General features: G+C 32.1%; 15 protein-coding genes. 14 read left to right on the plus strand and 1 reads right to left on the minus strand.

All coding sequences use genetic code 11. The features are described from left to right. The first annotated feature begins 26 nt into the window (after positions 1–26). The 14 genes from ACFQIC_RS10770 to galE all read left to right on the plus strand — a co-directional run bounded on the left by ACFQIC_RS10770 (position 27) and on the right by galE (position 16,906). Entirely contained in the window at positions 27–1,103 is a 1,077-nt protein-coding gene (locus ACFQIC_RS10770; protein ID WP_204711826.1) for an ATP-grasp domain-containing protein, read from the plus strand. Positions 1,104–1,221: 118 nt separating this feature from the next. Next, on the plus strand, positions 1,222–2,340 hold the full coding sequence (locus ACFQIC_RS10775; protein WP_204711823.1) for a glycosyltransferase family 4 protein: 1,119 nt from the start codon (positions 1,222–1,224) through the stop codon (positions 2,338–2,340). Between the two features lie 308 nt (positions 2,341–2,648). Continuing rightward, positions 2,649–3,716, plus strand: coding sequence for a glycosyltransferase (locus tag ACFQIC_RS10780; protein WP_204711821.1), 1,068 nt, complete (start codon positions 2,649–2,651; stop codon positions 3,714–3,716). A gap of 12 nt (positions 3,717–3,728) precedes the next feature. Further along, positions 3,729–4,901 (plus strand): glycosyltransferase, encoded by a 1,173-nt coding sequence (locus ACFQIC_RS10785; protein ID WP_204711819.1) that lies wholly within the window; start codon positions 3,729–3,731, stop codon positions 4,899–4,901. A 197-nt stretch (positions 4,902–5,098) separates the two neighbouring features. Then, positions 5,099–6,208 carry a hypothetical protein gene (locus tag ACFQIC_RS10790; protein WP_390217090.1) on the plus strand — a complete coding sequence of 370 codons (1,110 nt, stop codon included), beginning with the start codon at positions 5,099–5,101 and terminating at the stop codon, positions 6,206–6,208. 22 nt (positions 6,209–6,230) lie between these two features. Further along, the gene (locus tag ACFQIC_RS10795; RefSeq protein ID WP_204711815.1) at positions 6,231–7,382 is read left to right on the plus strand and encodes a glycosyltransferase; all 1,152 of its coding nucleotides are present in this window, start codon (positions 6,231–6,233) and stop codon (positions 7,380–7,382) included. A gap of 68 nt (positions 7,383–7,450) precedes the next feature. Further along, entirely contained in the window at positions 7,451–8,605 is a 1,155-nt protein-coding gene (locus ACFQIC_RS10800) for a glycosyltransferase (RefSeq protein ID WP_204711813.1), read from the plus strand. A 253-nt stretch (positions 8,606–8,858) separates the two neighbouring features. Beyond that, on the plus strand, positions 8,859–10,295 hold the full coding sequence (locus ACFQIC_RS10805; protein WP_204711811.1) for an oligosaccharide flippase family protein: 1,437 nt from the start codon (positions 8,859–8,861) through the stop codon (positions 10,293–10,295). A 70-nt stretch (positions 10,296–10,365) separates the two neighbouring features. Next, positions 10,366–11,463 (plus strand): non-hydrolyzing UDP-N-acetylglucosamine 2-epimerase, encoded by a 1,098-nt coding sequence (gene wecB / locus ACFQIC_RS10810; protein ID WP_204711809.1) that lies wholly within the window; start codon positions 10,366–10,368, stop codon positions 11,461–11,463. 4 nt (positions 11,464–11,467) lie between these two features. Continuing rightward, positions 11,468–12,793, plus strand: a complete 1,326-nt coding sequence (locus ACFQIC_RS10815; RefSeq protein ID WP_204711806.1) for a nucleotide sugar dehydrogenase — start codon at positions 11,468–11,470, stop codon at positions 12,791–12,793. Positions 12,794–12,858: 65 nt separating this feature from the next. After that, positions 12,859–13,425, plus strand: coding sequence for an acyltransferase (locus tag ACFQIC_RS10820; protein WP_204711805.1), 567 nt, complete (start codon positions 12,859–12,861; stop codon positions 13,423–13,425). A gap of 17 nt (positions 13,426–13,442) precedes the next feature. Further along, positions 13,443–14,573, plus strand: coding sequence for a DegT/DnrJ/EryC1/StrS family aminotransferase (locus tag ACFQIC_RS10825; RefSeq protein ID WP_204711803.1), 1,131 nt, complete (start codon positions 13,443–13,445; stop codon positions 14,571–14,573). 24 nt (positions 14,574–14,597) lie between these two features. Continuing rightward, entirely contained in the window at positions 14,598–15,608 is a 1,011-nt protein-coding gene (locus ACFQIC_RS10830) for a Gfo/Idh/MocA family protein (RefSeq protein WP_204711801.1), read from the plus strand. A 302-nt stretch (positions 15,609–15,910) separates the two neighbouring features. Continuing rightward, on the plus strand, positions 15,911–16,906 hold the full coding sequence (gene galE / locus ACFQIC_RS10835) for a UDP-glucose 4-epimerase GalE (RefSeq protein ID WP_204711799.1): 996 nt from the start codon (positions 15,911–15,913) through the stop codon (positions 16,904–16,906). A 154-nt stretch (positions 16,907–17,060) separates the two neighbouring features. On the opposite strand, the gene ACFQIC_RS10840 is transcribed toward galE, so the two are convergent. Further along, entirely contained in the window at positions 17,061–17,876 is an 816-nt protein-coding gene (locus ACFQIC_RS10840; RefSeq protein ID WP_390217092.1) for an IS4 family transposase, read from the minus strand. Positions 17,877–18,047 lie beyond the last annotated feature (171 nt).

Genomic DNA, 18,047 nt, shown 5'->3' on the forward strand with positions numbered 1-18,047 from the left:
AAAAATCAGATATGGAGATGTAAACAATGGAAAAGAAAATCATTAATATACTATTAACTGGCATTGGTGGCCCAACGCCAAGAAGTCTTGCTAGAGCCTTGAAAGCTGATAACACTGTATATAAATACAATATTGTCGGAGTAGATTGTAATCCGTTAGCTAGCGGATTATACGATAATAAATATGTTGATAAGAGCTTTTTAGTACCGAAGTTTGATGATGAAAATTATTGGGATGTCATTAATGAAATTGTTCACGAACAAAGAATTGATGCAGCTATTGTTCAACCGGAAATTGAAGTTGAAGGATGGGCGCTATATGCAAAAAATAATAAATTACCATGTCCTGTTTTGTTACCGCCATATGAAATAGTACCTGTTCTAAAGGACAAGGCAAAAATGAATGAGCTCCTAAAAGAAACTAATTTAATACCAAAATCAGTAGAAATTTCTAGGTTTGAATATGATACTAAAGAGCTTGAAGAAACGGTTGGGTATCCTTATTGGATTCGGAGTGCTACTGGATCAAGTGGATTGGGCTCATTAAAAATTGACAACCATAAAAAACTTGAAGGATGGATGTTAATAAATGAAAATGTAGAAAATTTCACTGTCAGTGAGTTTTTAGAAGGTAGAAATCTTGCTTGTAAATTATTATTTGATGAAGGTACCCTTATAAGAGCCATGTGTGGAGAAAGAGTGAATTATATTATGTCAAAAGTCACTCCTTCAGGGATTACTGGTAATACTTCTTTTGGACGCTTATTAAATAACAAAGAAGCAATTAATGTATCTATGGAAGCATTAAATATTATAGCCGAAAAAACGGGAGTGGAATTAAACGGTTTGTTTACAGTAGACCTTAAAGAAGATATTGATGGAAACCCAAGGATTACAGAGATTAATGTTCGGAATGTTGCATTTAATTCTGTTTTTCAAAAGGGTGGAATTAATATTGCAGAAGAAATGCTTCTTCTTTTATTTGGGGAACAGGGATTGATAAAAAAGCCTGCTTTACACGAGTTTGGAGTACCTTTCGTATTTATTAGAGACGTTGATTGTGAGCCAATAGTATTAGAAGAAGATCGACTTTTAGGACAATAGAATTTTTAAAAAAAAGAGTACAAATGATGATACTTTTCAGATGAAATATTAATACTTTTAAAATTATTTTGAGCCTGAAAGAGTATTGTTTGAAAACATTAATATGCGGGGAATAAAAATGAAAATTCTTTATGTAACTACGATCTCAAATACTATGCGTTTTTTTACAGATCATATCAACATGTTACTAGATCAAGGTCATACAGTTGATTTTGCGTGTAATATAGTAAAACCTATTAATTCCGAATTAGTGGAACATGGGTGCAGAGTATATAATATAGAATTTCAACGAAAACCACTAAAAAAGAAAAACGCAATCGCTTATAGAAAACTTAAAAGAATAATAAAAGATGAAAAATATGATGTAGTGCATACACATACACCTATAGCTGCAATGCTAACTAGATTGGCTTGCAAGAATATGAAAGATTTAAAAGTGATTTATACTGCTCATGGATTTCATTTTTTTAAAGGAGCACCGTTTAAGAATTGGTTATTATATTTTCCAGTCGAATGGTGGTTTGCGAAATATACAGACGTACTTATTACTATAAATAATGAAGATTATACAAGGGTAAATAAGTTCATTAAAACAGGAAGAATTGAATACGTTCCTGGTGTGGGATTAAATACTGACAAAATCACTGGAACGGTCGTTGATAAAAATCAAAAGAAAAGTGAGTTAGGTGTAAATGACGACGCTATTATAGTGTTGTCTGTAGGTGAGTTAAATAAGAATAAGAATCATGAGACTGTAATTAAAGCTTTAGCAAGATTGAACAATCCTAAAATTATGTATTTGATATGTGGGGTTGGTCCGTTAGAAAAGTATTTAAGAGGTTTAATCAAGGAACTAGGGATGGAAAGGCAAATAAAATTAATGGGTTATCGTACTGACATAATTAAAATTTGTTTGGTTTCAGATGTATTTGTTTTTCCTTCATATAGAGAAGGCTTATCTGTTGCCTTGATGGAAGCTATGGCTTCCGGTTTAGCTATTGTTTGTTCGAATATTAGAGGTAATTCAGACCTAATTGATGATAATAAAGGTGGTACCCTAGTTGAACCTTATGATATTGATAGATATTGCGAAGCAATAAAAAACCTTTACGGTTCACTCGAGTTGAGAGAAAATTTCGGGGAATATAACAAAACGAAAATTAAACATTATTCAACCCAAAATGTATTAGCTGAGATGAAAAGAATTTATCAATATTTAGATTACCAACAGCATTAATAACTAACTCCATGATTATATTATTTTATTTTATATAAAATAGTGAATATGTTATTCGGAAGGTATTGGGATAAACAGGTTTGGTGTTTTTGTCTGGAATTTCATGGATAATTAGCAAAAAGATCATTCATGGTTTAGTTTGTATCTTATAAGAAAACATTAGCCCTTATTATGTATATTAATAAACCTAAAATAGTACAAGCTTTTCTAGAACCTCGTCTTTTATTTACTAAATTTTAAGTATTAAGGGCATTTTTCGAAAATAAGAGTTAGAAGTATATATATTATTGTGAAAGGAGTGAAAACTAATGAATAGCGTTCATAATCCTAAAGTTAGTATAATCGTTCCTATATATAATGCAGAACTATATCTTAACAAATGTTTAGATAGTCTAGTAAATCAAACATTTGAGGATATAGAGATAATTTGCATTAATGACGGAAGCGTAGATGGTAGTAAAGAAATAATGGTTGAATATTCAAATCGAGATAATAGAATTAAAATATGTGAACAGAAAAATTCGGGAGTTTCCGCAGCCAGGAATAATGGGATTGATGTGGCGAAAGGCAAGTATGTTATGTTTGTTGATAGTGATGATTGGATAGATGAAAAAATGTGTGAGATAACATTTAATATTGCTGAGGAAGAGAGAGCTGATGTAGTTAAAACAAGCTATATTAGAGAATATAAGAATAAATCCCTAAAAAAAGACATTTTCCATAGTGATTACTTTGTACTTAACCATTCTCAAATAATGAAGGAGATTCATCGTAGATTGTTCGGATTACTCGGGAATGAGATGGCAAACCCGGAAAACGCTGATTCTATTGCAACAGTTTGGAACACTCTTTATCGTTATGATTTAATATCAGATAAAAAATTTATAGATATTAATGACATTGGGACGTTTGAGGATGGATTATTTCAAATCCATGCATTAGAAAGCTGTAGACGTTTTGTGTATATAAATCAACCTCTATATCATTATAGAAAAACAAATGTGAATTCAATTACTACCCAACACAAACCCGAATTATTTGATAAATGGCAAAACCTGTTTAATATCATGGAAGACTATATTAAAGTGAATAATTTAGGCAGGGAATATACTGATGCATTAAACAACAGAATTTGTATGAGCATGATAGGTTTAGGTTTAAATGAAATTACTGCAAAAAGTAAAACAATAATTGAGAAGTCGAAAAGATTAAGAAAAATTTTAAAAACTGTTAGGTATCAAAATGCTTATAATGAATTCAACTTTACTTATCTTCCTTTTAAATGGAAATTTTTTTTTGGGTTATGTAAATATCAATTAACCACTATATTAGTTATTATGGTTTATGGTATTAAATTCTTAAAAGATAAGGTATAGGAGGATTCTAGAATGAAAGAAAGTGTCTTTTTCCTAATGAGGTATTTTTTATATGAAGAGAGAAAATTAGACAATATGAAATTTGATGAACAAATGAAGGCAGTAACAGAGATGGGGTACGATGTTTGGTACTTAGGAGTAACAAAAGAAGAAGTGTTTATTTGTAATGGAGAATTTAAGCAAAAAGTATCTGATATTTATTTTAATAATATTCCTATATTGTCTCGAATTTTAACTTATACCTCTATTTATAAAAGTGCGTTAAAAATATTGAATATGAAATCAAATTTTGATTATGCATATATCCGATCTTCATTCCCAATGTTATCTTTTCTAAAAGCGATAAAAAAGATAAAAAAGTGTGGGACTAAAACAATCATGGAGATACCAACTTATCCTCCAATTAAAGAAAGTAAAGCTGATCGTAGATGGTGGAGAAAGGTAATGTTTACTACTACAGAGTTAATACAAAAAGAGGTAGCAAAGTACATTGATTTATATACACTTATTGGTGAAAAGGGAAATATATATTATGGAAAAACTGCGATTAACATTGAAAATGGGTTAAATATTAATACTTTACCAATTAGAATACCCAATCCCACTACGGATGAAATACATCTAATAGCATTAGCTAAAGTAGCCCGTTGGCATGGATTTGATAGATTAATTGAAGGGTTAAATGACTACTACAAAAATAATGGAAGACGGAATTTAATTTTGCATATAGTTGGACCTGACGGTGATCATTCAATGGAACATTTAGAAGAACTAGTTAAGGAATATGATCTTAAGAATAACGTTATCTTTGAGGGGCCAATGTACGGTGAACGGTTATCTAACATGATTAACATGTGTGACATTGGGGTATCCTCACTTGGACTTTATCGTATTGGATTCAATACTACTTCCGTTTTAAAGGTAAGAGAATATATGTCTCGTGGTATTCCTTTTATTTATACAGGTATAGATAGTGCACTTGATGATAATAATGAGTTTCACTTTAAAGTTCCTAATGATGATTCACCAATAAACATTGAGAAGGTTATAAACTTTTCTTTATTATTGCGAAACAATCCACTAATTCCTGAAAAAATGAGGGAATATGCAGTGAAAAATATGTCGTGGCAACAACAATTTACAAGGATATTCAATGAAGTGAGCATGTCTAAGGAATCAAGGTGAATAAGTTGAAGGTATATAATAATTATAAAATAACAATTCAACAAGTTTTTATGTATGTTATAACCCTTGTGTTCATTTTTTATTCTTTAAGTGGATATTCTGGAAAGATGTCAAATCATATTTCGTTAGCTTTGTTATGTATATGGAGCTTAGGGTGCTATATTATTAGGCCTAAGGCTTTTGCGAATATCTTTAACATGAAAATAGTTTTTGTACTTTCAATTTATGTCATATTTTTATTTTGTGTAACACTAACATCACCTGATGTTTCTTATACATTTAAGTTATTTTTGCAGGCATTTGTTCTATTTTCACCTGTATTTTTGTTTCAATACTTTAAAAGTATAAAAAACGATAGACTCTTTAAATACTTATTAATAGCTTCTGGTTGTGGTTGGTTGTTTTTTACGATTAGATCAATCTTTTTTTTAAGTGCAAATCCGGGTGCTGCTAGATTATTAGCTACTAATGCTACCGCATATGACAATGTATTAATCGGAGGTGGATATAGTTTAGCGTATGGTAGTGCTATAATTGGTGTTTATTTATTTGATATATATATTAATAAACATGTTATTAATAAGAGATTAAGAGTCCTTATTTTAGTTATTGTTATCTTATTTGCAATTAATATAATTAAAACTGAGTCTACTATTACTGCTATTTCATTCTTTCTCGGTTTAATGATTTCTATAATATACAAAGGTTTAGGATGGACGGAATTAAAAAACATAAAAACTAGATTTAAACAAATATTTATTACTACATGTTTGGTCTTTATAAGCTTAATCGTCGTATATAACTATGAGAATATTGGTTCAATTATTAATAACCTAACTAGTTCTCAATCGTCTGCTATAGAAATTAGATTGAATGAAATAGGAAGAAGTATGGAATATGGTTTGAAAGCAGATTATCTCGAAAGTCGTTTTACTAAGCCCTTCGAAACGCTGGAAGTTTTTTTCGAAAATCCTATAATTGGTGTTGGGTATTTAGTAGGGTTTAATGAATTAGAATCTAAAAGTTTAGGCGTTGGAAACCATAGTGAATGGACTGATGCTTTAGCAATGATGGGAATAACAGGTGGAATACCTTTCCTTTTAATTTATTATTATGGTACAAAAATTGAACGTAACTACACAAAAAAAATTGTTTCTCCTGCATGGATAATTACTATGATAATTATGGGTCTGTTTAACCCATTTCAATCTTTCCAGTCGCATTTTGCTTTATTTTTTTTAATAGGTGGAATAGGATATTTTATTTCAGCAAATTCTACAACTGAAAAAAAGAGGCATTATTATTAGTTTAGAAAGGGAGGATTCTTAATTGAGAGTCTTTGTAATTCCTTCTGTGTATCCAAATAAGTATAATTTGAACTCTGGTTCATATATACATCAACAAGTAAAGGAAATTCAAGGTAGAGATATCGAGATTATTGTCTTGGATGCATCATCATATAGATTTGATAAGTGGTTTGATAAAAGTTGTTTTAAAGTTGAGAAAAGGTTATATGAAAAAATTAACGTTTTATCACTACATTATTGGGGGCTATTGCAATCAAGGTTACCAAGACTAAATGTCTTTTTATATAATATGCAACTTAACCGGATTTATAGGGAAGCAGTTAAAATTTTCGGAGAACCAGATATTCTACACGCACATTTTTCTTTTCTTTCTGGATACGGTGCAAGAAAATTATCAAAAAAATACAATATTCCTTATATTGTAACGGAACATTACTCCTTATTTTTACAACCTAAAGTTGATGATTATATACTAAAGATAACAACTGAAGCTATTAATCATGCTGATTTTTTCTCGTGTGTTTCTGAAACACTGCGCCAGGAAATTGTAAAAAAAACAAATATACAAAAAAAAATTTCAGTTATTTCTAATATGATAGATAGTAGATATAAGTATCATGAAAAGCCCCAAAAAAATCACTTTAGATTTTTTTCAGCTGGTAATCTTGTTCCTAGTAAAGGTTTTGATTTATTAATTAAAACCTTTTGTGAAACTTTTGACAGAAATGAAAAGGTTATGCTCTTTATAGCTGGGAAGGGTGTAGAACATAATAATTTAAAAAAACAAATTGACTTGTATAAACGACAGCATCAAATTACTTTGTTAGGACAATTAAATGGAAATGAAATGCTAAAAGAATATATAGAGAGTGACTGTTTTATACTTCCAAGTAAATATGAGACATTTGGAATTGTTTACCGAGAAGCATTAGCTGTAGGGAGACCAGTAATCTCTACTAAAAATGGTGGTATTGAACAAGGGTGGAGTGATATATTTGGTGAACTTGTTGAAATAGATAATAAGTTGAAGTTGTCCATAGCCATGAGATACGTTGTTAACAATATTAACACTTACGAAGGAAAAACAATTTCCGAAAAATGTTTAAACCAATATTCATCTGAAACAACAGTAAATCAAATTATTCGAGCTTACAAAAATACGCTTGATCATTAAAAATTTTAATTACTTAAATTTCAAACATATTATTTAAAGAACACTAACTTTATAGAGGGAGCTAGTAAATGAAGATTTTAATTGTTTCTCCAGCATTTCCACCTTTCTCAGGAGTCGGAGCCATTAGAATGAACAGTCTTTCTAAATACTTGAGAGATATCGGTGAACAAGTTATAGTTTTGCGGAATACTCCTCTATCTTGGGGAGAGCAAAACTTAAAAGCAGAAGTACCTGAAGGAATAGAAATAATTGATGTTGATACTAGTACGAAATTCAATGAAAACTCAGAAATATATACTAATAAAATTATAGAAATATGTGAAAAGCATTCAATAGATACTATTATTTATTCAGTTGGCCCTTTCTACACGGTTAAAGTAGCGCCAAAAATAAAAAAATTACTTGGAGTAAACTATATTATTGATTTTAGAGATTTATGGGTTTATGAGTACAAAGGTAAAAAGAATATTTTCAAAAAAATTAAAAATGAATTATTGATGTATCCAAACCGATTTATAGAAAAGGAAGCAGTGAAATCCGCAGATTATGTAGTTGTTGTAACAAATGGGGATAAAAGGAAAATGGGCAAATATTATCGTAATGAAAGTGATAAGATAAAAACAATTTTTAATGGTTATGAATATTTAAGTGAAAGTTATTATGAAAAACAAGAAAACAATAAAATTACTTTAGCTGCTTTGGGAAAGCTGGGGTATTATTCAAAAGAATTATTATCGTTGTTATTTGAGTCTATTGGTGAGTTGGTAGAAAGTGGTGTAGAGATTAATATAAACCATATAGGTGAGATTGAAAGTAATGTTGGTGTACTTTTGAAAACTAATAATTTACCATCATCTATATATGATTGCTCAGGATTTGTAAGCTACGAAGACGGCATGAAAATGACTAAGGAATCTGATATTGGTCTAATAATAGCAACCCATCCAACAGCATTAGGAACAAAAGTATTTGATTATATTTCATGTAATAAGCCAATTTTATTTATTACATCAGAAGCAGAAGAGCTATCGAAATTTATACGTAATTTCGACTATGGTTTTATTTGTAAAAGTAAGGAGGACATTATTGAAACTATTAATTATATCGTAAAAAACAATATCACAAAGTTAGACAATGATAATAACAAGATAAGACAATATTCAAGGAAGTACCAAAATGAAAAATATTATAATTTGGTAAAGAAAGTTGTATTTGGTGGTTAGGGTTAGGGTAATTAAATGTAAATTTAGGACTTCGCTTATTAATAAGTTAGAATGATTAAAATTGTATATCTAAAGAGAGACCTTTTAGAAGATGAATATTTCTTGGAATTGAGAGCAGTTTGCAAACATCCGAGAAATTAACGTATTTGGAGTGAGAAGATGAAAGCTATAGTGACTAAGTTAAAGTTCAGGACGTATTTAATTATGTATAGAGTTACAAATATCAATGGAGAAGATAAAAGGGAAGACATCTATGGGATCTGATGCAGTAAAGCTGACTATTGCAAAACTTGTTGCAATGGTAACTTCTTTTTTAACAGCTATGATACTTTCTAGATTTTTAACACTTGAAGAATTTGGCACATATACTCAGTTGTTATTAATTATAAATTTTATTACAGCAATCTTTGTTTTAGGTTTGCCGAATAGTGTGAATTACTTTCTAGCAAGAGCAGAAAGTCGTAAACAACAACAAAATTTTGTTTCAGTTTATTATTCATTATCGACCATATTAAGCTTTTTAGCAGGTTTATTTTTATTGTTTACAGCACAAATATTTATTGACTTTTTTAGTAATCCATTATTGAGTCATTTTATTTACTTTTTAGCCATTTTCCCATGGGCAAAGATAATTCTATCGAGTATAGACCACGTACTAATTGTTTATCAAAAAGTCAATTATTTGTTTGCTTTTCGTCTGATAAATAGCACATTACTATTGTCAGTAGTACTAGTTTCATCAATTATGCAATTGGATTTTGGTATATATATAGGCTTATTTTTAACTGTGGAAGTTTTCCTAACTATATGTGTATATCTAATTGTGAGAAATATTTCTGGTAAATTAGTTTTAAAATTAGATATACCTCTAATTAAAGAAATATTTAAGTTTTCAGTTCCAATAGGACTAGCGACAGTTGTAGGTATGTTAAGTGTACAATTAGATAAAATAATTATTAGTCAGTTCTATCCCCCTGAAAAATTAGCAATATATGCGAATGCAGCAAGGGAAATCCCAATTGCAATTGTAGCAAGCTCTCTAACAGCAGTAATCATGCCAAAAATAGTTAGGTTATTAAAGAAAGGGAGAAATAATAATGCGTTGGAACTATGGGGGAATGGAATTTTTATATCATATACGGTAATCTGCTTTTCTGCAACTGCTTTAATTATTTTTGCTCCTGAAGTAATAACGGTGTTATATAGTAAAAAGTACTTAGATGGAGTAGTCATATTTCAGATTTATTGTCTGGTTTTATTATTGAGATCAACTTATTTTGGTATGATTTTAAGCTCTATGGGTAAAACCAAAATAATACTTTATAGTTCTCTAGGTGCATTAGCTTTAAATGTAATTTTAAATTATGTTTTTTATTTTGTATTTGGTTTAATCGGTCCAGCAATTGCTACGTTTGTGTCAATTTTAGCCATTAATATCTTCCAGTTAATTTTCACCTCTAAGTATTTAAATATTTCTTTTAGAACTGTATTTCCATGGAAAGATTTGCTAAATATATCCATTGTAAATGTTGCAATGGGAGTAATATTCCTATTAATAAAAATATTTGTACACTTAGATGTATATTTAGGAGACGTTATCGAATCTATAATTTTAGGGATTATTTGGTTAGGTTTTTACTTATTATTAATGAAAAATCAAGTTAAGAAAAAATGGGAGTTCTTAAAATAAATGAAAACTCTTATTTTGATAAAAATATTAATATTACTTTATATTTATGTCGATTAAAAGGAGTTTAAAAATGAAAATAGTAACTATAATTGGAGCTCGACCTCAATTTATAAAGGCAGCTCCGTTTTCTGAGATTTTTAGAAAAAACAATGAAGAAATATTAGTGCATACTGGACAGCACTATGATAAAAATATGTCTGATGTTTTCTTTGAAGAGCTTAGAATACCAAAACCAGATTATAATTTAGGGGTTGGATCAGGAAGTCACGGATTACAAACCGGGCGCATGCTTGAGAAAATAGAAGAATTAATCGTAAAAGAAAAACCTGATGGAATGTTGGTTTATGGTGATACAAATTCAACATTGGCTGGAGCCTTGGCGGCTAGTAAATTACACATTTCTGTTTTTCATGTGGAAGCTGGTTTGCGTAGTTATAATAAACTAATGCCAGAAGAGCAAAACAGAATCTTAACGGATCATTTATCAGATTTATTACTATGTCCTACACAAACGGCTGTAGGTAATTTGAAAAATGAGGGTATTACAGCTAGCGTTTTAAATACGGGAGATATTATGTATGATGTGGTTTTAAGAAATATTGAAATTTCACAAAGTCGATACTCTAATGGCGCTTGGTTAGAAGAATTAAGAGAGCAAAATAAAAATATTCCTATTTTTACAGAAAATGAATATTACCTTGCAACAATCCATCGTGCAGAAAATACTGATGATCAAAAGAAGTTATTTGAAATTTTTTCTGCATTTGAAAAAATGGACAAGCCGGTAATCCTACCAATTCATCCAAGAACACGAAAATTGATTAATAAACTAGATATTAATTTAGAGAACGTAACACTAATTAAACCGGTTGGCTACTTAATGATGTTATACCTGACAGCAAATGCATATATGGTTGTAACAGATTCTGGAGGCCTCCAAAAAGAAGCATACTTTCTCAAAACCCCATGTACAACATTAAGAGATCAAACTGAATGGATTGAAACCCTTGATAATGATTGGAATGTTTTAAGTTCAATTGATGTTAATACAATTCTAAAAACAGCTACAAGAGAATTAGATTGCTTAAAGTATCCACAACCAATGTTATTTGGTGATGGCAAAGCTGCAGACCATATATGCCATGCTATTTTAAAAGGAGGAAAGTAATATTATGAACACTGTTAAATTAACAAGTAATATAAAGGAAAAACTATTGAATAAGACTGCAACGTTAGGAGTGGTGGGTCTAGGTTATGTAGGTCTTCCATTGGCTGTAGAAAAAGCAAAAGCAGGGTATAAAACGATTGGGTTCGATGTTCAAGAGTCCAAAGTGAAAATGGTTAATGAGGGGACAAATTATATTGGTGACGTAGTTAATGAAGATCTTGAATCTCTCGTCAATTCAGGATATCTATTAGCTACTACTGATTTCGCGAAAGTAGCACAAGCAGACTGTGTAAGTATATGCGTTCCTACACCATTAGATAAGCATCAACAACCTGACATCAGTTATGTTGAAGCTTCAGCAGAGTCTATTGTACCTTACATGCATAAGGATATGTTGATAGTGTTAGAATCCACAACTTATCCAGGTACAACTGAAGAACTTCTAAAACCAGTACTAGAAAAATCTGGATTGAAATGTGGTGAAGATTTCTTTCTTGCATATTCACCGGAACGTGTAGATCCTGGTAATTTGAACTTTAAAACAAAAAACACACCTAAAGTAGTAGGAGGGATTACACCTGAATGTACTGATGTTGCAGCCGCCCTTTATGAGAGCATCTTAGAAGCGCCTATTCATCGTGTATCTTCACCAGCAATTGCAGAGATGGAAAAAATACTTGAAAATATATACAGAAATATTAATATCGGCTTAGTGAATGAACTTGCCATTTTAAGTAATAAGATGAGCATTAATTTCTGGGAGGTTATAGAAGCTGCGAAGTCTAAACCCTATGGTTTTCAAGCATTTTACCCAGGTCCAGGCCTTGGAGGTCATTGTATTCCGCTTGACCCTTACTATCTTTCTTGGAAGGCACGTGAATATGGTTTTCATACATCAATGATTGAATCCTCTATGATGGTTAATGACCGAATGCCAGAATACTGTGTTGAGAGAGCGAGTAAAATCTTAAATATGTCCAAAAAAGCTATGAATGGTTCTAAAATCTTAGTTCTCGGTGTGGCTTATAAAAAAGATATTGATGATTACAGAGAAAGTGCTGCTGTTAAGGTAATTAATGAGTTAGAAAAAGAAGGAGCTGAGGTTACTTATTTTGATCCTAATATACAAGAATACCCTGAACATGGAAAAGTCAGAAAAGGAGAGACCGAATTAACAGTCGATCTCATCAAAGGTGCTGATCTAGTAATGATAACAACTGATCATACAACGGTAGATTACTCTCTCGTACAAATGCATGCAAAAGCTATATTTGATACAAAAAATGCAATGAAAGATATTACAAATAGAGAAAATATTGAATTATTATAGTAAGTTAGCCATTACGGACCTCTTCCTTAATTAATTATTTCAAGGAATAGATAGGAGAAATTAAAATGCAGTATTTTGTACATGAAAGTAGTTACATCGATGATGATGTTAAGATAGGAGAGGGAACAAAGGTATGGTATTTTAGTCACATCCATTCTGGAGCTGAAATTGGAGAAAAATGTTCAATTGGACAGAATGTAAATGTATCTAACAACGTTAAAATTGGCACTGGGGTAAAGATCCAAAATAATGTTTCAGTATATGAAGGTGTAGAATTAGAAGATTTTGTGTTCTGTGGTCCATCTATGGTGTTTACTAATGATTTAACGCCGAGAAGTAAATACCCAAAAGGTAATGCTGCATATGTAAAAACATTAGTTAAATATGGTGCTACTATAGGAGCAAATGCAACGATTGTTTGTGGTAATACGATTGGCAGTTGGGCTATGATAGCTTCTGGTGCAGTAGTTACAAAAGACGTTCCAGATTATGGGCTGATGGCAGGTGTTCCTGCAAAACTAATTGGTTGGGTATGTGAATGTGGGCTTCCTCTTAATGATGGTTATAGTTGTAAAGAGTGTGATAGAAATTATGAATTAAGAGAAAATAAATTAATTGAAATAATTAAATAACAGGAAAGAGGTAGATTATGCAGTTTCGAGACTTAAAAGCTCAATATACTCAGTATAAATCAGCTATAGATGATTCTATCCAAAATGTGTTGAATAGTGGCCAATATATAGGCGGTAAATCAGTAAATGAACTTGAAAAAGAACTAGCTGAATACGTAGGTGTTAAGCACTGTATAACATGTGCCAACGGAACAGACGCTTTATCTTTGGTCTTAATGGCGTGGGATGTAAAAGAAGGTGACGCTGTTTTTGTACCTGACTTTACATTCTTCTCAACGGGAGAAGTGGTATCATTTAACGGAGCGACACCAGTTTTTGTAGATGTTGATGAAAAGACATTCAATATTGATCCTGAAAAGCTTACAGAATCAATTAACAAGGTGAAACAAGAAGGAAGCTTGAATCTTAAAGTAGTTATACCAGTGGATTTGTTTGGTCTCCCAGCTAATTATGATGAAATCGAGAAGATTGCCCAAAAGTACGATTTGCTTGTTTTGGAAGACGGTGCGCAAGGATTTGGTGGGAATATTAATGGTAAAATGGCCTGCAGTTTCGGTGACGCTGCAACTACTTCCTTTTTCCCAGCTAAGCCTTTAGGGTGTTATGGGGACGGTGGAGCAATCTTTACAGATAGTGATGAAACAGCTGAACTGCTTCGCTCTTATAAAGTACATGGAAAAGGCAATAATAAATATGACAATGTAAGAATTGGTGTCAATTCCAGATTGGATACTTTACAGGCTGCTATCTTGCAAGTGAAATTAAAGGCATTTATAGAACATGAACTTGATGGAGTAAACAGCGCTTATCAAATATATAATGAAAAACTGCAAAATATTGTGGAAACACCCTTTATTCCAGAAGGATATTATTCTAGTTTTGCCCAATATACAATAAAACTTGAGTCAAAAGAACAACGAGATGCTTTGCAGGCTAAGCTGAAAGAAAATGATATACCAAGTATGATTTATTATACAAAACCAATGCATCGTCAACAAGCATTCACAGACCTATTATTTGAAGACGGAGATTTTGCTGTAACAAATAAACTTTGTGATATCGTCCTTTCACTTCCAATGCATCCATATCTAAAAGAGGAAGAAGTTACAAAGGTATGTGATGTAATACAAAAATTTATGAGTGTTTAATATCAATAGGGAAGAGGTATCGTTATGAATTTTGCGATTGTCGGATGTGGATTTATAGCAAAAAAGCATGCAACAGCAATAGAAAAAATAGACATTGCAAAGCTCGTTGCAGTCTGTGATAAAGTTCCAGCTACAATGGAATATTACAAAGAAGAATATGATGCAGAAAAGTATACTGAACTAGAACAAATGCTAGAAAAAGAGAATATTGATATAGTTTGTATTTGTACGCCTAGTGGTTTCCATACTTCCATTGCAGTTCAAATAGCAGAAGCTAAAAAGCATATTATTGTGGAGAAACCAATTGCGATGACGATTGAAGATACTGATAAGATAATAGATGCTTGTACGACTAATAATGTAAAATTAAGTGTTGTTCATCCTAACCGTTATAGACCGGTAGTACAAGAACTGAGGAAAATATTGGAACAGGATTTGTTAGGAAAGATAAGCCATGCGAGCTGTATAGTGAATTGGAACCGGAATCAGGAATATTATGATCAAGCTCCTTGGAGAGGAACTAAACAGCATGGTGGTGGAGTTTTAATGAATCAAGCAATTCATAATCTCGATTTATTGTTATGGTTTATGGGGCTTCCTAATCAAGTGTTTAGTATGGAAGCAACAAGGTTTAGGAATATAGATGCTGAAGACGTGTCTGTCGGTGCAATTAAATTTGGTTCAGGTGCACTTGGAACAGTAGAAGCATCAACTACTGTGTATCCTAAAAATTATGAAGAGTCTATCACAATATTCGGTGAAAAGGGTACGGTGAAAATTGGTGGTACAAACGCCTTATATTTTGAACATCTTGATATTATTGATATGCCAGATAACGAAATCAAAGAATTGAAAGAAAGTATTAAAGCAAATCCATGGGGTACTCCTGGACATCAGTGGATTATAGAGGACATGGTTAGTGCAATTAATGAGGATCGAGAGCCAGCAGTTACTGGTGAGGACGGTAAGAATGCTTTAAAACTAGTATTATCTTTCTATGAATCTGCAAAATTAAATCAACCGGTAATATTTTAATTTGAAAATGGTAGTCCAAGAGGTGTGCGAAAAAAAGTAACTGACTAATGGTGCAGATGCTAAAAGGTTCATTGAATACTTGGATTTATAGATAAATGATACGACAAATAATTTATATCATTCTATATTTTCACAGAAAAAATTATTGAGATGTGTGAACTTCTTTTACTTAACCTACCTATGGGGATATCATGTTTAGATTCTAGTTTGGAATAGAAACAGCAAGTTCATTAGAAGAATCTCATGAGTTAGGTTGAATAAGAAATTAAATTAAATTCCATAGAGAGGGGGAATTTAACCTAATGAAAATACTAGTAACTGGCGGTGCTGGATATATAGGGTCACATACATGTGTTGCTTTGGTAAAAGCTGGACACTCAGTAATTATAGCTGATAATCTTTGTAATAGTAATCGTGATACTGTTGAGAATATCATCGACATTACAGGTAAAGAAGTTACTTTTTATGAGATTGATGTAACGGATATACAAGCCATTGGTACTATCTTTGCTAATCACGATATAGAGGGTGTTATTCACTTTGCTGGACTTAAGGCAGTAGGTGAATCTGTAGAAAAGCCACTCGATTATTATCACAACAACATCAGCAGTACAATGGTACTAGCTAGAGCCTGTCAGAAATATGATGTAAGGAGATTCGTCTTTAGTTCCTCAGCAACAGTATATGGGGATAACAAGGTTCCATTTGTAGAGACTATGAATCTTTTGCCAACCACAAACCCTTATGGTGAAACGAAAGCAATGAGTGAACGAATTCTAACTGATATTGCTAAAGCAAACCCTTCATTCTCAGTATCTCTCCTTAGATATTTTAATCCAGTGGGAGCCCATGAAAGTATGTTAATTGGAGAAGCACCTAATGGAATCCCAAATAATCTCATGCCATACGTTAGTCAGGTAGCTAAAGGGAAAAGGGATAAGCTTCGAGTCTTTGGGAATGACTATCCGACAATAGATGGTACAGGTGTAAGAGACTATATTCATGTGTTAGATCTGGCTGAAGGCCATGTCGCAGCACTGGATAATCTCATAGAAGGAGCTCATATCTATAACTTGGGAACTGGGAAAGGTACAAGTGTATTAGAATTAGTGAAGGTTTTTGAAGAAGCTAATGATATTGAAGTACCTTATGAAATCGTAGACCGTAGACCTGGGGATATTGCTTCATGCTATGCCGATGCTTCAAAAGCTAAGAAGGAACTAGGTTGGACAGCAAAACGTGATATTATCGCCATGTGTAGAGATGCTTGGCGGTTTGGGAAGAATAATAAGAATTAGTTTAATATTGGGGTTTGCCCCACTAGCCTTGCACGTAAGTAAAAGTATCCTATTTATAGAAAAATATTACATTTGTTTTTTGGCTGAAAATCAAAAAAAGGAAAGAGGTGCTAATATAAACTCATTCCCTTTTTTTACATATTAAAATTGTCCTTTATTTTTTCTTCTTTGTCTTTCTCACTAAAGCAACATCTCCATATACCGGTTCCTTTTTGGTAGGAGGTATAGGGACCTTTTGCGGCCCCTTTGATTTTTTCTTTTTTCGGTTTAACTCTTTTACAAACTCTTTCCGGGATAGATACAAGTAAGTTTGTAAAAGACGAAAAAATGGCCATATGGTTTTAGAAGTCCCGATTTGAAGTTTGATAATCAATGACGCACTGTACGCAATTAAGGCTAAAAACATCTGATTCCAAATGCCTTGAGGCTTTGTGCTCCAAATCTTTGTGAATTTCAAATGTCCTTTTATCCACTTGAAGAAAAGCTCTATGATCCACCGGTTCTTGTAGATTTCTAGGATTTCTTCATCCGTTAAATCAAAACGGGTGGTCAGAATTCGGTACATCCTGTCCTTGTCATCTGTAAATTCAATATATCTTACAGGGATATCTGAGATGCCAAAATTGACGATTTCATCTCGCACCACATTTGGAAGCGTAGGTGTATACTTCTTTACCGTATAGAGGACTAAATTCTTAGTAATACGGGTGACGAAGGATATCCCCTTGTTTAACCAATCTGTTACATTTTTCTTCGAAGGATAGCCTCGATCCATGACATAAGTAGTTTCATCTTCTTCAATAAGGAAATCTGAACTTTCAAAGTCACTTACTTTACCCGTTGAAGGAACGATTTTATCTGGAAAACAGATATCTTTAGAAACAACAGTGAGGCGTGTATGCATCTTCACACCGTTATGCCCTTGAGAAATGTAAGTCCAATCACAAAGGTTTTCAGGTAATCTTAATATTGGGGTCTGACCCCCGGTGCGTTAAAGTGCTAAAGTGAATATGGAAAAATCCCTGGTTCTCATGCTGTCAGTGCAACAGCTGGAACCAGGGATATTTTTATATTAAAGTAAGCGGAAAATAATGCCCACCTTCTAATCCTCCTAATGGCTGTGAGATACTACAGTCAGAAT

The sequence above is a fragment of the Halobacillus seohaensis genome (genome assembly GCF_042663045.1).
Classification (GTDB): domain Bacteria; phylum Bacillota; class Bacilli; order Bacillales; family Halobacillaceae; genus Halobacillus_A; species Halobacillus_A seohaensis.

Coding starts and splice junctions, on each gene's coding strand:
- ACFQIC_RS10815 (WP_204711806.1), top strand. CDS start 11,468: ATGAACACTGTTAAATTAACAAGTAATATAAAGGAAAAACTATTGAAT.
- ACFQIC_RS10825 (WP_204711803.1), top strand. CDS start 13,443: ATGCAGTTTCGAGACTTAAAAGCTCAATATACTCAGTATAAATCAGCT.
- wecB (WP_204711809.1), top strand. CDS start 10,366: ATGAAAATAGTAACTATAATTGGAGCTCGACCTCAATTTATAAAGGCA.
- ACFQIC_RS10790 (WP_390217090.1), top strand. CDS start 5,099: ATGAAAATAGTTTTTGTACTTTCAATTTATGTCATATTTTTATTTTGT.
- ACFQIC_RS10830 (WP_204711801.1), top strand. CDS start 14,598: ATGAATTTTGCGATTGTCGGATGTGGATTTATAGCAAAAAAGCATGCA.
- ACFQIC_RS10785 (WP_204711819.1), top strand. CDS start 3,729: ATGAAAGAAAGTGTCTTTTTCCTAATGAGGTATTTTTTATATGAAGAG.
- ACFQIC_RS10820 (WP_204711805.1), top strand. CDS start 12,859: ATGCAGTATTTTGTACATGAAAGTAGTTACATCGATGATGATGTTAAG.
- ACFQIC_RS10800 (WP_204711813.1), top strand. CDS start 7,451: ATGAAGATTTTAATTGTTTCTCCAGCATTTCCACCTTTCTCAGGAGTC.
- ACFQIC_RS10770 (WP_204711826.1), top strand. CDS start 27: ATGGAAAAGAAAATCATTAATATACTATTAACTGGCATTGGTGGCCCA.
- ACFQIC_RS10780 (WP_204711821.1), top strand. CDS start 2,649: ATGAATAGCGTTCATAATCCTAAAGTTAGTATAATCGTTCCTATATAT.
- ACFQIC_RS10775 (WP_204711823.1), top strand. CDS start 1,222: ATGAAAATTCTTTATGTAACTACGATCTCAAATACTATGCGTTTTTTT.
- galE (WP_204711799.1), top strand. CDS start 15,911: ATGAAAATACTAGTAACTGGCGGTGCTGGATATATAGGGTCACATACA.
- ACFQIC_RS10805 (WP_204711811.1), top strand. CDS start 8,859: ATGGGATCTGATGCAGTAAAGCTGACTATTGCAAAACTTGTTGCAATG.